This is a genomic window from Plesiomonas sp. (genome assembly GCF_051652165.1).
Lineage (GTDB): Bacteria > Pseudomonadota > Gammaproteobacteria > Enterobacterales > CAMTGL01 > Plesiomonas.
In genome coordinates, this window is the sequence record NZ_JBOFTR010000002.1 from 39,443 (window position 1) to 53,183 (window position 13,741).

Below are 13,741 nucleotides of genomic sequence, written 5' to 3' on the forward strand. Positions count from 1 at the left end.
ACATTTAACGTGGCGAGTACGTTAGCCCTGCATCGGGTTGTAAGAGTTGTGTCACTAACTGTTTTTGTTGGGCTAGTAATTTACCATTGCGGCTATTTTGTTGTTGGCAATCACAAATTAGCTGGTGTAGTTGTTGCCACTGTTGTTGAGCTGCAACACTGAGTGCATCAGGAAGCAAACGAAACAGAGCGTGCATTCCTTGCGTATCAGCAGAAAGACCAATGGCATGTAAATGTTGACAACGCTCAGTGGCATGCTGTTGTAAAGTATGCAGCAACGGTTGTAACTGGCGATTGTTATGGCTTAAACCATGGCTATCTCGCTGTTGCATAAGTGCATATTGTTGCTGTAACAGTGGTAGTAACTGTCGATAATCACGCAGATCTTGTGTCAGTGTTTGCAGTAACGTTTTCACCCGTGATTTATTATCCATCAGTATGTTAGCCTTTATAATGCTGATATAAACTATTAGCCAACTGCTCGGTATTAATATTCAGCTCACCGTTGGCAAGCAGAGCACGCATTTTAGCTACTTTATCCATATCCACATCAGCATGACGTGGAGTTTGTTGAGCATGATCCAGTATTTTAAGATCATGGCTTAATGCAACAGCCTCAACCGGCTTACTGTTTGCTGTTGGTGTTTTTGGGGCTGTTCCGTTGACAGGTGTTGATATACTGCTCACAGCAACATCGCGCTGTATTTTACCAATCATGATTGCTCCTTTTGCATAAGGCAGAAACAGGTATCATTGCGATATAGACTCATACATACAGCCATAGCGTATTTTGGTCATGTAATTATACAAAGCGACAGATAACTTGCTTAACTTAAATCGATGATATCGCTTTGAACTGCTTTTATTTTATGGTGCATTTTAACCGATTAAGCCGATATTCAAAGATATCGAGGCTCACTGTTAAAAGTCAGTCATAACTTGGCCATGCGCACTGACTCTCGCTCGGATCTCTTTTCCACTAATACTATTTTGAATACGAATTTTTTTACCCCGACTTCCCCCCTCTAATGCAATGCCTTTCATTGACGCATTTACCCCCTCTTTTTGCGCTGTGATCACCACTTCATCACCACGTTTAATCAAATCAGGCTCTGTCAACATATTGCGATTGATCAAGCGGCCAGCAGGTAAATTACGGCGTAGCGTTTGGCCAATCAGTGCTTTAGGGTCAGTAAAATAAGCTTGGCGCAAAAAGGCAATATCGGTTGCTTTGGTGCTGAGATCACCTGCACTTAAGACTTGTCCACGAGTGAGATTACGGCTTGCAAAAATCAGAGGTAGGAAAATAGAGACATCGGCTTTGACATGCATACGCCATGTTTTAGGGGTTGAACAACGAACCTCATAACTCACCCGACCGGCTGGCGGGTCTTCAGAGAGGCGTTGAATACGTGGTTGATTCGTACAGGCGGGGAAATCGGGTAGATTGCGCAGCTTAACGTCAAACTGCTGACTCTTTTGTGCTTTTGCGAAAGATCTCACGTCTTGCTGGATAAATTGTGTCACTTGTTCGGCAGGGGTCACTGCGGCTGCCCATGTTGGCGTATTGCACAATAGCAACGTAAATACAAAACGAGTGTATCGGGAAATTGCTGACATGATGCCTCCTTTAGTGCGCATTGAGTATGCGTAATATGCCGTTTTTCGAGCCTTCCTAGCACATTTACCGTGCGTATTTTCTGTCTAGTTCTGGAGTGTGAAGATTGATTTTTGCGTATTGTAATCCAGATAGCTAAAAAATTGGCGTGTTAATTGCTTAAAGACAGGTTTATTCACGTTGTTTGCAGAGGGACAAAACATGTCATTAAGTTTTGAAAAGGCGCTGGGCGTTTTTCCGCACACACTCGATTTTCGTACCGAACGGGCCAAGGTTCTGGCCGGTAACCTCGCCAACGTGGATACCCCAGACTATAAAGCACGCGACATTAGTTTCAATGATGTAATGCGAAACATTAAGCGTTCTACAAACCGTTCTGAATTTGGTGGTCGAGCTGCGACTGAGCCTAATTATGTGGCGATGTACCGTAATCCATATCAACCCTCTAAAGATGGTAACACCGTTGATCAAGGTGTTGAGCAAGCACAGTTTGCCCGTAACGCGATGGATTTTCAGACAAGCCTGACGTTTATGAATATGACCTTCAGTGGGTTAAAGCAAGCAATTACCGGACAGTAATGAGGTGATCTATGTCATTTGGCGATATTTATGACATTGCCGGTTCGGCGATGACGGCACAAACCGTACGTCTTAACACTGTAGCAAGCAACATGGCTAACGTAGATGTCACCGCTGGCAATGCCGACGATGCTTATCGTGCACGGCGACCCGTATTCTCCACGGTTATGGGGAATACTGCCCACGGGGGATTAGCAACAGCCAAAGTTAACATTCAGGGTATTGAAGAGAGCCAACAACCTCTGACTCGCCGTTATGAGCCAAAAAATCCACAAGCAGATAAAGATGGCTATGTGTTTGTTTCTAACGTCAACATTGTTGAAGAGATGGCCGACATGATGGCTGCATCGCGCAGTTTTGAAACTAACGTAGACATATTGTCGCGCGTGCGCAGCATGCAGCAGGGGATCTTGCGCCTTGGTAATCCGGCTTAAGTTTTTCAGTCTGTATTTTTGATTCTCTGATGTTAAGGACCTTTCATGAGTCTGGCCCGTGTCCAATCTTCTCATCAGCCAACGGCTGATGATGTTATGCCGCAAGGTGCGGTAAGTAAAAATGGGGTTAACCCAACGAAAAATGATTTTATGACCATGATGGTAGCGCAAATTCGCAACCAGAACCCACTTAACCCAATGGATGGGACACAGTACCTCACTCAACTTGGCATGATGTCAGCGGTTGAGAGCCTCGAAGGGGTAAAGATGGGCATGCTTAATCTCAATATTGGCATGAGCAATGTTGAGATGCTACAGAGTACAAACTTAATTGGTAAAAGTGTCTTGATGGAAGTCAACGGGACATTAGAGGTCAAAGAGGGGCAGACACTCGATGGCCGAATACGCCTAGATAAATCGGCAGATAACGTCAAAGTGGCGATATATAACGAAGAGGGCAAGCTCGTTGATACCTTAAAGCTAGGGCCACAGCAAGCGGGTTTAGTGAAGTTTGATATCGATGGCGACAAACTTGGTAACGGTAAATATAAATTTGAAGTTCTGGCCGAAAATGGCAGCGATGCTTGGAGTCAGAACATGCTATTGGCTGCAAAAGTACAATCAGTACACATCAGTACCGATGGCGTTACCCCGAATCAGTTGGAGTTAGCCGGTCTTGGCAAGATGTCTATCTATGATATGCGTGAAATTGCCGACTCTGATGCAGCCTCTGTCATGGCGAAATCCTCGCGGATGCCATTCCCACTCTCTCTTATCTGATCATCTAAAAGTATTCAGGAGTTTATATGTCTTTTAATATTGGACTGAGTGGTCTGAAATCGACCAGTGAGCAGATGAATACCATCAGCCACAATATTGCAAATGGCTCAACAGCGGGGTTTAAATCATCGCGTACTGAGTTTCAAGATGTCTATTCAGCAACGTTTGGTGGTGGCCAAGCCAACGGGGTTGCGGTCTCGAATGTTCGTCAAAGCTTTGCTACTGGCAGTATGACCACAACAGGGCGTAATGCAGACTTAGCGATCAACGGTGATGGTTTTTTTGTCGTTGAGAATAATGGCCAGAAGTTTTATACCCGTGCGGGGATCTTTGATACTCGGCAGGACAAAAATAATCCGAGTATGTTAAATCTGGTCAGTGCTGATGGCTCATTGTTACTGGGTAAAGGTGGCCAACCTATCTCTATCGATCAGGCCGATCAAGCACCGAAAGCCAGCAGCAAAGGCTCGTTAGGGTTAAATTTAGATTCAGGCGCACCTGTTATTGATGTTGCCAAACCGTTTGATATTACAGACCCCTCAACATACAACTCAACGAGCACCGTTAAGGTGTACGACCCATTGGGTAATGAGCATCAAGTTACCCAATATTATCGCAAAACTGCCGATGGCCAGTGGGACATGCACGTGGCTATGGATAACACTCTATTGCCCGGTGGCGCAACACCGGTAGAGTTTGATGATACTGGTAAGCTCACTAAGCCAAGCCCTTCTAACTTGTCATTAACTTTACCAAACGGTCAACCACTGGCCTTAGATATGAGCGCAATGACGCAATATGGCGGTGGTTTTAGTATCAATACTGTCAGCTCTGACGGTTATGCAGCCGGTAAATTTGCGAACTGGTCATTTGAGCCCGATGGCACGGTTGTTGCTCGCTATACCAATGGTGAGAAAGTCAGCCAAGGTCAGCTACAACTGGCGCGCTTTACCAATAACGAAGGTCTGCAACCTGCCGGGGGAAACCGCTGGACTGAAACGTTTGCTTCGGGTCAGTCGATGACTGGGGTTGCAGGAGAAGGGCAATTAGGGAGTATTTTGACTGGGCGTTATGAAAACTCCAACGTAAATATCACCGACGAAATGGTTGGCTTAATGGGTGCACAAAGTAGCTATCAGGCCAATGCTAAGTCAATTCAGGTTGCCAATGAGATGACCAAAATTTTGTTCAACTCACTGTAAGGCACAGCTTAAGTCATGGATAAATTACTGTTTACGGCACTCTCTGGTGCGCGTAGAACCCTGATGTCGCAGCAAGTGCAAGCCAATAACCTTGCCAATGTGAACACTACCGGTTTTCGTGCCGACTTAGAGCAAGCATCAACAGAGCTGTTAACGGGAGCCGGTTACCAGACACGAGCGTTGGTTGGTGAACAAGCATTAGGTTCAGATTTCACCGGTGGTGCGTTACAGCATACCGATCGACCGCTGGATGTTGCTATTCAGGGTGAGGGTTTCTTTGCGGTAGAGACTCCACAGGGTGAGGCTTATACCCGTGCGGGTAACTTTACGACTAACGATGCGGGTGAGCTCAGTGTTAACGGCCATCCGCTGATGGGCACTGATGGCCCAATTATACTGCCAGAGTACAGCCAACTCACCGTCGGTAAAGATGGCACATTATCTATTGTCGCGCCCAACGGTGGCTTAATGCAAGAGGCCGGTCAGCTCAAACTGGTTAACCCTCAAGCAGATAAGATAGCGAAAAGTCCAGATGGCCTGTTTCGCATGCTAGATAACAGCAGTGCTGCAGCAGATGAGAGCGTACACATTGCCAGTGGCTACCTAGAATCCAGTAATGTCAACGCAGTTGATGCAATGATCCGCAATATGACATTGGCACGTAATTTTGAACTTCAAGTCAAGATGATGAAAACCGCAGAAGATTTGACTACAGCAGGTAATCGCTTGATTCGCGAGTAAAGGACAACACAATGAATGCAGCATTATGGGTAAGTAAAACAGGTCTGGCAGCACAAGATGTCCAGATGCAGGTGATCTCTAACAACCTTGCCAACGTAAATACGATTGGTTTTAAACAAGATCGCGCAGCATTTGAAGACCTGTTCTATCAAATTAAAAAACAACCCGGTGGAATGGCCGATCAGCAAAATGAGACCCCAGGGGGTCTGATGCTCGGCAACGGTGTACGTGTTGTTGGAACAGAAAAGCTGATGAAAACTGGTGCTTATCAGCAAACGGATGTACCAACAGATATGTCAATTCAAGGTCAAGGTTTTTTCCAGATAGAAATGGCCGACGGCACAATGGCTTATACCCGTAACGGTCAGTTTCACCGTAATGCCGAGGGTATGTTGGTGAACGCTAACGGTCTGCCACTGAGCCCTAACATTGAGATCCCAGAAAATGCCACCAGTTTTGCAGTGGGCACTGACGGTACAGTGACCTATACCAGTGCTGACGATCCACAACCACAAGAGCTTGGTCAGATAACCTTAGTTAATTTTACCAACTCTGCAGGCTTGGAAGCGGCAGGCAGTAACTTGTTTAAAGAAACAGGCGCCAGCGGCGCACCTAACGAAGGTGTTGCCGGTGAAAATGGTTTGGGTCAGCTTAAACAATACTCTCTAGAGGGCTCTAACGTTAGCGTAGTAGAAGAGATGGTCAATATGATCACCACTCAGCGTGCCTACGAGATGAATGCCAAAGTGGTATCAAGTGCCGATCAAATGCTGAAGTTTGTTAGCCAATCACTGTAATGGCCACAATTAACAGCATAGCAGGCAACTAAAAAGAGAGTGAGACCAAGATGAAACGCGTTCTGGTTCTGTTAACCCTACTGTTAGTCGGGTGTGCACATCCGCCCATTGGCCCCTATCCTGGGGAGGAGGAGTTTACTCCACCGTCAATGCAGATGCCGAAAATAGAAAGGGATAAAGACGGGGGTCTATTTAGCAACGATTATAATATGACACTGTTTCAAGATCGGCGCGCGTTTCGGATTGGTGATGTATTAACCGTCGTGCTGCAAGAACAAACAAGTTCGAGTAAGAAGGCTGGCACCAGTTTTGGTAAAGAGAGCAACACCAGTGTAGGTGCGGCAACCTTGTTTGGCAGTGACTATCCCAAAGCGGCAACTTCGTTAGGCGCTGATCGTGATTTTAAAGGCAACTCCACCAGTTCACAGCAAAACTCACTGTCAGGCAGTATCACAGTGTTAGTGCATGAAGTGATGCACAATGGCATTTTGCAAGTGCGTGGAGAGAAGTGGTTACGTCTGAATCAAGGCGATGAGTATATTCGTCTCAATGGGTTAGTACGGGTTGATGATATTGACGGATCAAACCGCGTATCGTCACAGCGGTTAGCTAATGCTCAAATCACCTATTCTGGGCGCGGTGCACTGGCTGACTCGAATTCTGCCGGTTGGTTGACCCGCTTCTTTAACAGCCCATTCTTCCCGATTTAAGGATGATAATGAAGAGATATTCTTGGCTACTGGCCCTGTGGTTTAGCTGTATATCTGTGGTTGCTGCACCATTGCTGGATATGGTTGATGTGCAGGGCATCCGAGAGAACCAATTGGTGGGATATGGCTTAGTGGTAGGTTTAAGTGGTACAGGTGATAAAAGCCAGACTAAGTTCACAGCTCAATCGGTTCGAAATATGTTAATTCAGTTTGGTGTACAACTGCCGTTCAATACTGATCCGAAACTGAAAAATGTGGCAGCAGTAGCCGTTAGCGCAACCTTGCCTCCACTGGCTTCAAAAGGTCAATCACTCGATATTACGGTCTCTTCAATGGGTGATGCAAAGAGTCTACGTGGCGGCACACTGCTATTAACCCCACTGCGTGGTGTGGATGGTCAGGTGTATGCGATGGCACAGGGAAGTTTAGTTGTTGGGGGCTTAAGTGCAGAAGGGGCAAGCGGTAGTGGTATTACTGTGAATATCCCAACGGCGGGCCTCATTCCTAATGGTGCACTGATTGAGCAAGAGATCCCGTCATCATTTCTTGTTAACCCCGATATTATTCTTAATCTTAAACAACCCGGATTTAATACGGCGCGTAATATCGAGATGGCGATTAATCAGGTGTTGGGCTCAGGGGTTGCTAATGCCCAGAGCAGTGCCAAAGTGGTTTTGCGTGCGCCACAAGACCCAAGTCAACGTGTCGGTTTTATGGCGGCACTAGAGAACCTGAAAGTGAATGAAGGGCCAACACCTGCACGTGTTATCTTTAATGCACGCACAGGTACTATCGTGATGGGGCAAAATGTACGGGTTCGTCCAGCGGTAGTAAGCCATGGTTCATTGACAGTGAATATCGTAGAAAACCCAAGTGTCAGCCAGCCAAACGCCTTATCGAATGGCACAACGGTTGTTACACCACAGTCGAGTGTGAGTGTTAATGAAGAGCGAGGCAAAGCATTTGTCTGGCCTGCGGGAACATCGTTAAAAACCATTGTGGATGCGATTAATAGCTTAGGGGCAACCCCAAGTGATCTGATGTCGATTCTGCAAGCCCTCAAACAAGCCGGTGCACTTGAAGGTGAGCTGATTGTGATATGAGTATAGAAATTGCACCAGACGAGGCGCAAGCCTCGTTTTTGTACAACGATGTACATCAACTACAAAATATCAAAAGTAACCGTGATCAGCAGCAGGCATTACATCAGGTGTCGAAGCAGTTTGAGGCAGTGTTTTTGCAAACAATACTCAAACATATGCGTCAGGCAAATAGCGCAATGCGCGATCCTGATTCGCCCTTAAGCAGTCGGCAACAAGATTTTTACCAATCATTTTATGACGGTCAACTTGCCTCTGAAATCAGTAAAAAAAGCAATATTGGTATTGCGGATATGCTGATAAAACAGCTCAGTGCTGCTGTACCAAAAAGTAATGAAAAGCCTGTAACCGGTGCACTGAGTGAGTCAGCTCGTGCAGCAGAGAGTTTTGCTGTCACTATGCATACCAAACCGGTACAAAGCAAATCCGTTCAACCCTCATGGTTGCAAGCCACAGTATTAGATCGCCTGTTTGGTGGGGCGACTGACGTAGCAGTAGCGCCTGTGGACGATGCGCCATCTAACTCACAAAAAAACAACTTTATCAATAACTTATTCCCTTATGCTATTCGTGCAGCTCGCGCATTAGGCACATCACCGTCGGTCTTATTGGCACAAGCGGCACTAGAGACAGGTTGGGGGCGTGGTATTTTGCGCAGTGGCAAACAGAGCAGCTATAACCTGTTTAACATCAAAGCAAGCCCTGGTTGGCAAGGGGAGCAAGTCACCGTATTTGCGCCAGAGGTGATTGATGGCCAGAGTGTCAATCAAGAGTCACCTTTTCGGGTATACCGAAGTTTTGCTGAGTCATTCGAAGATTACGTTACGTTTCTACGCAGTAATCGCCGTTATGCTAAAGCCTTGCAACATGCTGGAAATCCGGAGCGTTATTTTAACCATTTGCAAAAAGCCGGTTATGCCACCGATCCACAATATGCTCGTAAACTGCAAGGTGTTTGGCAACAGGTTCAACAGATGCTCGAATAGTTCACTGCTTCACACCATGGCCTGTGAATTTAATTGTTTTGCCCTGTTGGTCGCTCAGTTATTTTCAGAACCCCGCAGGCCCATTGCTTGCTAACACCTTGCCATGAGGTTAGGTGTTTTTGTACTGAGTAAGGACGTTGTCATGAGTCTGATTAATATCGGTTTAACCGGTCTAGGTGCAGCAAATGCTGGCCTGAACACAACCTCACACAATCTGGTGAACATGAATACACCAGGATATACCCGCCAGCGTATTGGATTAGCCAGTCAAGTCGGCTTAGGTGGCATGGGCGCAGGTGTAGGGGTAACAGGTATTGATCGTCTGGCTGACGGCTTTTTAAATACCAGTTTATGGCGGCAATCCTCGGCATTACAGCAGAGCAATACGCAGTTCCGTTATATGAGTAAAACGGAACAAATCTTCACCTCAGACAGTTCAAGTATCAACGTCGGTTTAGATCGTCTTTACTCTGCCCTAAGTGAAGCAGCAGTGAATCCGCAAGATATGGCACTGCGCCAATCTATCTTGTCACAAGCAGATGCGGTGACTCAGCGTTTTAATAATATGGATGCGCAGCTAAAAAATCAGCGCAAACAACTCGATAGCCAGCTTAACTCTAGCCTTAACCAAACGAACTCGTTGTTAGCCAGCATTGCTGAAATGAACAAGCAGATCAAAGAGGCAGGCGCGCGTGGTCAGAGTATGACCGATGTGCTCGATGCACGTGATCAAGCAATCAGTCAGCTCTCTGAGCAGCTCAGTGTCAATGTTCAGTACAAGCCTGATGGCACGGTTGATATCAACTTAGATCAAGGCCAACCGTTAGTGAGCGGTCATACGGCCAGCCAGCTAGATATGGCACGTGATGGCGTAATCAGCATTAAACGGGGTGATGCAACTTTCGCTATGCCGCGCAATATCGGTGGCAATATCGGTGGTTTGATAACATTTCGTGATAAAGACTTAATGGCGAAGCAAAAAGAGCTAGATATCATGGCCTATGGTTTTGCCCAGCAATTTAATGCTGTGCACCAGCAAGGTTACGACATCAACGGTAATCTCAGTGGTAAAGATATGTTCAGTGGTGCTGACTCAGTAGAGGGGGCTGCCGCTCGTTTATCATTAGCCCTCAAAGATCCAGCCGATTTAGCCTTAGGTGATGATGTAGATATTGGCCCAGGTAACGGTAATAACCTGACCAAACTGATTGCACTAAAAGACACACCGTTAGCTATTACCTTATCACCGGCTGATCAGGCCATTTACGGCATTACCGTGGCAGGCTTGAACGGCAAAACCCTAAGCAAGGCGTATACCGGAATTTGCGGTGACTGGGCAATTCAAACCTCGCAGATCAAAGCTGAGTTAACCTCGAACACATCACTGTATAAACAAGCTTTTAATGATCGGGAATCCTTGTGTGGGGTCTCTAAAGATGAAGAGGCAGGTAATTTGATGCAATACACTCAAATGTATCAATCCAGTGCCAAAATTGTCAGCACAGCGCAGCAGTTGTTTGACACAACCTTAGCCATGTTCAATTAAGGAGCTTCCCCATGCGCATGAGTACTTTTCAATTAAACAGTATGATGATGGGTGGAATGCAAACGGCTAACAGCAACTACAACACCACTGTGATGCAGATGCAGCAGCAAACTAAAATTCTAACACCGTCAGATGACCCGATTGGCTCAGTACAGATAATGTTACTCGAACGCCAGCAATCGGCTACCGACCAATACAGTAAAAACATCAAAAACCTGATGAATGAGTATACCCAGCAAGAAGCCTTAATGCGCAATGGCAATGAGATTTTGCTGCGTGGAAAAGAGTTAGTGTTAAGCCTTGGAAACGGTGCACTGTCGCAAGAGGATCGTGAAGCCATGGCAAATGAACTTGAATCTATCCGTGATGAGTTGCTGGGGGTAGCAAACAGTCAAAACCCTGATGGTGACTATCAACTTGCAGGAAATCAGCTAAAAACCAAGCCTTATAGCGCGCCAGATTATCTCTATCAAGGCGACAGTGCTCGCCGTACATCGAGTACCGCAGAAGGGGTGACTCTGCCTGTGAATACGACGGCTGATACTGTTTTTGGCTCTGGCACTGAAACGGTTTTTAACGCCATTGATAAATTGACGACGGCACTGCGCGATCCGGCAATCACCCCAGATGAGCTAGACAAACAGATGCAAAATACCGATAGCAAAATTGCGGCTACATCAACGCATCTCAACAGTGCGTGGGGAAGTTTAGGTAGCCAGATGCAATCACTAGAACGTATGGAAGGCGCGCACGAAGATAACGCACTCATGAATAAAAAAATGATTGGGGATATTAAGGATTTAGATATTCCAGAAGCGGTATCGCGCCTAAAAGGGTATGAGCTGGCGCTCACAGCAACGCAACTGAGCTATTCGAAAATTAATGATATGTCACTGTTTAATTATATCAGATAAGCCACAAAGATAAGCTACAGGTTATCTGCCGGTCAGGCGTAATGTGCTCACACACAAAATATAACAAACAGTATCAATACAGTACCACACCGATAAAGAGAATATACGTTGGTTAACCAAGTTAACAGTACCCGTTTAGGCACGCAGCACACACCTGATTTGAACCGCACATCTGTGGTTAGTCAGCAACAACCAGGGGTGTCGGTATCCTCTTCTGCCCGTGCAGCCGTTGACCCTCGCACACCCACTGACGAAATAGATCGCCTACGTCATGGCCAACGAGAGAGTTTGCTCGGTGTTACCGCCAAAGCACACTATCAACTGGCCAAAACCCAAACTGCGTTGCGCTCATTGCGTGAGGCTGCAGAGATCTTGCAGCAAAGCAAACAACTGGCCCAGCGCAGTTTAAAGCAAACAGAAGGCCGCCGTCAGCGGATGACACAAGAGTTGACATCATTACAGCGGAAATTAAGCCAGCAAGTACACCAGAGTTATGATGGTAACCCACTGTTTAATAATGACTTCTCTGTTCGCCATGTTAACCGTAATCAGCAACAGCGTTTTTCTATTCGTGGATTACGTTTACAAGGGGATCGCAATCAATCAGAAATGTTAAAATTTGCCTTTGACAGCGGTAAGCCACGTCAAGTTAAAGTGCAGATACAGCCAGAGGATGATATGGCAAACATTGCCCGTAAACTTAGCCGAGGGTTATCGGCACGAGGGATCCGTACCGAAGTCGACAAGTGGGGTGATCTGGAATTTTCAGCCGCAAAAGGTGAGTGGCAAGAGGTCGAAGAGGGGTTTTGGTTAACCGGTAGCGGGCAGATTTTTCCGGCGGGTAATCCGGTAAAAGTGTTACCTGAACAGCGCCAACCCTACATCATTGATGCTGAAAAACTCAGTTTTCGTAAAACACAAGATACCCGTCAATCGTTGGCTGATATTGAACGGTTAATGCAGCAAATTCGCAGCTCACTGCAAGAGTTAACACTCTATCAGCAGCAAATTGAGCAGCAGCTACAAGGGCACTATGTTCAAATGCCAGAGACACATCCGGCCGGTGTTTCTGATCGTATCGCCAATAAACCGTTATCCAGTTTATTGGCACAAGCGGGTATTTCGCGTCAAACGGTGGTGGCACTGCTCACCCGTTAACGGTATACACAGACACCGGTTGCTCTTTTTGCTGCGCTGATGCGTTCTTACCTTGTTGCTCTTATTCCTCTTACCCAGCCCGCTGATTGCGGGCTGGGCTGTTTTAACGTGTTAATCGCCTCTTTTGCTTAAGCTTGGCTATGCAACAGGCAATAAAAAAAATCATCAAATTTGCGAAAAACATTTAAGTTAATGATAACGCCCTCCGCTTAATACCGGTAACAAGGTACGAAACCTGTTTCTATATTTTAGGAGAGATTACATGTCACTGTCAGTTCATACCAACCAGTCATCCCTAACTGCCCAGCGCTCTTTAAACAGCACCCAACTGAGCCTGAACACCTCTCAGCAGCGTTTGTCTACAGGTCTGCGTATTAACAGCGCAAAAGACGATGCTGCCGGTTTGCAAATTGCTAACCGTATGGAGTCACAAACCCGTGGTTTGTCGGTGGCCCAGCGTAATGCGGCAGACGGTATTTCGATGACTCAAACAGCAGAAGGTGCGCTGAAAGAAGCTTCTAACATCCTACAGCGTCAGCGTGAGCTGGCTTTGCAATCGGCTAACGGTACTAATACCACTGCTGACAAAACTGCATTGAATGAAGAGTTCACTGCATTGACTTCAGAATTGAAGCGTATTAAAGATACTACAACTTTTGCGGGTAAAGCTTTGTTTACAAGTGCTGCAGGTGGTTTGAAATCAGGCATCACTTTCCAAGTGGGTACTGAAATGAAGGATTCTAACCAGATTAAAGTGTCAGTCGATACAGACGCTGCATTTAAGACTGCAGGCACTATTTCAGGTACTGCCACTGCTATTGGTACAACGGTTTCAAACTTAGATGCAGCGATTGCTGGTATGGGGGCATCTATGGCAAAACTAGGTGCGGTACAAAACCGTTTCCAGTCTACCATCAATAACCTGGCCAACATTGAAGAGAACGTTACTGTTGCAAAAGGCCGTATTATGGATGCAGATATCGCCAAAGAGTCTGCCAATATGACCAAGCAGAATATGATGATGCAAGCGGGTATCTCGGTGCTGTCACAAGCTAACCAGACCCCATCAATGATCATGGGTCTGCTGCGTTAATCGCATCTTACCAGACATAATCATCCCCCCATAAAGTGATTTTTGGGGCATGTGAGAATCCCAACAGGGCCAGCAGGCCCTTTT

The 13,741-nt window shown here is 46.3% G+C and carries 16 protein-coding genes; 13 read left to right on the forward strand and 3 right to left on the reverse strand.

Annotated features, from left to right (window positions below):
• Positions 1 to 4 precede the first annotated feature (4 nt).
• From flgN to flgA, 3 genes are all read right to left on the reverse strand, one after another.
• Positions 5 to 433, reverse strand: coding sequence for a flagellar export chaperone FlgN (gene flgN / locus ACRC53_RS00535; protein ID WP_438641636.1), 429 nt, complete (start codon positions 431 to 433; stop codon positions 5 to 7).
• Positions 434 to 440: 7 nt separating this feature from the next.
• The gene (gene flgM / locus ACRC53_RS00540; protein WP_438641637.1) at positions 441 to 716 is read right to left on the reverse strand and encodes a flagellar biosynthesis anti-sigma factor FlgM; all 276 of its coding nucleotides are present in this window, start codon (positions 714 to 716) and stop codon (positions 441 to 443) included.
• Positions 717 to 920: 204 nt separating this feature from the next.
• Positions 921 to 1,619 carry a flagellar basal body P-ring formation chaperone FlgA gene (gene flgA / locus ACRC53_RS00545; protein ID WP_438641638.1) on the reverse strand — a complete coding sequence of 233 codons (699 nt, stop codon included), beginning with the start codon at positions 1,617 to 1,619 and terminating at the stop codon, positions 921 to 923.
• A gap of 199 nt (positions 1,620 to 1,818) precedes the next feature.
• Between flgA and flgB the strand changes: the two genes are divergently transcribed.
• From flgB to ACRC53_RS00610, 13 genes are all read left to right on the forward strand, one after another.
• Positions 1,819 to 2,196: a flagellar basal body rod protein FlgB gene (gene flgB / locus ACRC53_RS00550; protein WP_438641639.1), complete on the forward strand. Its 378-nt coding sequence runs from the start codon at positions 1,819 to 1,821 to the stop codon at positions 2,194 to 2,196.
• 11 nt (positions 2,197 to 2,207) lie between these two features.
• Positions 2,208 to 2,630: a flagellar basal body rod protein FlgC gene (flgC, locus tag ACRC53_RS00555; RefSeq protein WP_438641640.1), complete on the forward strand. Its 423-nt coding sequence runs from the start codon at positions 2,208 to 2,210 to the stop codon at positions 2,628 to 2,630.
• Between the two features lie 45 nt (positions 2,631 to 2,675).
• Entirely contained in the window at positions 2,676 to 3,410 is a 735-nt protein-coding gene (locus ACRC53_RS00560) for a flagellar hook assembly protein FlgD (RefSeq protein ID WP_438641641.1), read from the forward strand.
• Positions 3,411 to 3,436: 26 nt separating this feature from the next.
• Complete coding sequence (locus tag ACRC53_RS00565; RefSeq protein ID WP_438641642.1) at positions 3,437 to 4,612, forward strand: flagellar hook protein FlgE; 1,176 nt, start codon at positions 3,437 to 3,439, stop codon at positions 4,610 to 4,612.
• Positions 4,613 to 4,627: 15 nt separating this feature from the next.
• Positions 4,628 to 5,353, forward strand: coding sequence for a flagellar basal-body rod protein FlgF (gene flgF, locus ACRC53_RS00570; RefSeq protein WP_438641643.1), 726 nt, complete (start codon positions 4,628 to 4,630; stop codon positions 5,351 to 5,353).
• Between the two features lie 11 nt (positions 5,354 to 5,364).
• Positions 5,365 to 6,150 carry a flagellar basal-body rod protein FlgG gene (gene flgG, locus ACRC53_RS00575; RefSeq protein WP_438641644.1) on the forward strand — a complete coding sequence of 262 codons (786 nt, stop codon included), beginning with the start codon at positions 5,365 to 5,367 and terminating at the stop codon, positions 6,148 to 6,150.
• 50 nt (positions 6,151 to 6,200) lie between these two features.
• Positions 6,201 to 6,860: a flagellar basal body L-ring protein FlgH gene (flgH, locus tag ACRC53_RS00580; RefSeq protein WP_438641645.1), complete on the forward strand. Its 660-nt coding sequence runs from the start codon at positions 6,201 to 6,203 to the stop codon at positions 6,858 to 6,860.
• An 8-nt stretch (positions 6,861 to 6,868) separates the two neighbouring features.
• Positions 6,869 to 7,963, forward strand: a complete 1,095-nt coding sequence (locus ACRC53_RS00585) for a flagellar basal body P-ring protein FlgI (RefSeq protein WP_438641646.1) — start codon at positions 6,869 to 6,871, stop codon at positions 7,961 to 7,963.
• The gene (gene flgJ / locus ACRC53_RS00590) at positions 7,960 to 8,946 is read left to right on the forward strand and encodes a flagellar assembly peptidoglycan hydrolase FlgJ (RefSeq protein WP_438641647.1); all 987 of its coding nucleotides are present in this window, start codon (positions 7,960 to 7,962) and stop codon (positions 8,944 to 8,946) included. The genes ACRC53_RS00585 and flgJ overlap by 4 nt, the downstream gene beginning before the upstream one ends.
• 142 nt (positions 8,947 to 9,088) lie before the next feature.
• Positions 9,089 to 10,492, forward strand: coding sequence for a flagellar hook-associated protein FlgK (gene flgK, locus ACRC53_RS00595; protein WP_438641648.1), 1,404 nt, complete (start codon positions 9,089 to 9,091; stop codon positions 10,490 to 10,492).
• An 11-nt stretch (positions 10,493 to 10,503) separates the two neighbouring features.
• Positions 10,504 to 11,406 (forward strand): flagellar hook-associated protein FlgL, encoded by a 903-nt coding sequence (flgL, locus tag ACRC53_RS00600; RefSeq protein WP_438641649.1) that lies wholly within the window; start codon positions 10,504 to 10,506, stop codon positions 11,404 to 11,406.
• A 108-nt stretch (positions 11,407 to 11,514) separates the two neighbouring features.
• Positions 11,515 to 12,564 (forward strand): hypothetical protein, encoded by a 1,050-nt coding sequence (locus ACRC53_RS00605; RefSeq protein ID WP_438641650.1) that lies wholly within the window; start codon positions 11,515 to 11,517, stop codon positions 12,562 to 12,564.
• 262 nt (positions 12,565 to 12,826) lie between these two features.
• On the forward strand, positions 12,827 to 13,657 hold the full coding sequence (locus ACRC53_RS00610; protein WP_438641651.1) for a flagellin N-terminal helical domain-containing protein: 831 nt from the start codon (positions 12,827 to 12,829) through the stop codon (positions 13,655 to 13,657).
• Positions 13,658 to 13,741: the final 84 nt, after the last annotated feature.

Coding starts and splice junctions, on each gene's coding strand:
- flgJ (WP_438641647.1), top strand. CDS start 7,960: ATGAGTATAGAAATTGCACCAGACGAGGCGCAAGCCTCGTTTTTGTAC.
- ACRC53_RS00565 (WP_438641642.1), top strand. CDS start 3,437: ATGTCTTTTAATATTGGACTGAGTGGTCTGAAATCGACCAGTGAGCAG.
- flgC (WP_438641640.1), top strand. CDS start 2,208: ATGTCATTTGGCGATATTTATGACATTGCCGGTTCGGCGATGACGGCA.
- flgF (WP_438641643.1), top strand. CDS start 4,628: ATGGATAAATTACTGTTTACGGCACTCTCTGGTGCGCGTAGAACCCTG.
- flgN (WP_438641636.1), bottom strand. CDS start 433: ATGGATAATAAATCACGGGTGAAAACGTTACTGCAAACACTGACACAA.
- flgB (WP_438641639.1), top strand. CDS start 1,819: ATGTCATTAAGTTTTGAAAAGGCGCTGGGCGTTTTTCCGCACACACTC.
- flgL (WP_438641649.1), top strand. CDS start 10,504: ATGCGCATGAGTACTTTTCAATTAAACAGTATGATGATGGGTGGAATG.
- flgK (WP_438641648.1), top strand. CDS start 9,089: ATGAGTCTGATTAATATCGGTTTAACCGGTCTAGGTGCAGCAAATGCT.
- flgM (WP_438641637.1), bottom strand. CDS start 716: ATGATTGGTAAAATACAGCGCGATGTTGCTGTGAGCAGTATATCAACA.
- flgH (WP_438641645.1), top strand. CDS start 6,201: ATGAAACGCGTTCTGGTTCTGTTAACCCTACTGTTAGTCGGGTGTGCA.
- ACRC53_RS00610 (WP_438641651.1), top strand. CDS start 12,827: ATGTCACTGTCAGTTCATACCAACCAGTCATCCCTAACTGCCCAGCGC.
- flgG (WP_438641644.1), top strand. CDS start 5,365: ATGAATGCAGCATTATGGGTAAGTAAAACAGGTCTGGCAGCACAAGAT.
- ACRC53_RS00585 (WP_438641646.1), top strand. CDS start 6,869: ATGAAGAGATATTCTTGGCTACTGGCCCTGTGGTTTAGCTGTATATCT.
- flgA (WP_438641638.1), bottom strand. CDS start 1,619: ATGTCAGCAATTTCCCGATACACTCGTTTTGTATTTACGTTGCTATTG.
- ACRC53_RS00560 (WP_438641641.1), top strand. CDS start 2,676: ATGAGTCTGGCCCGTGTCCAATCTTCTCATCAGCCAACGGCTGATGAT.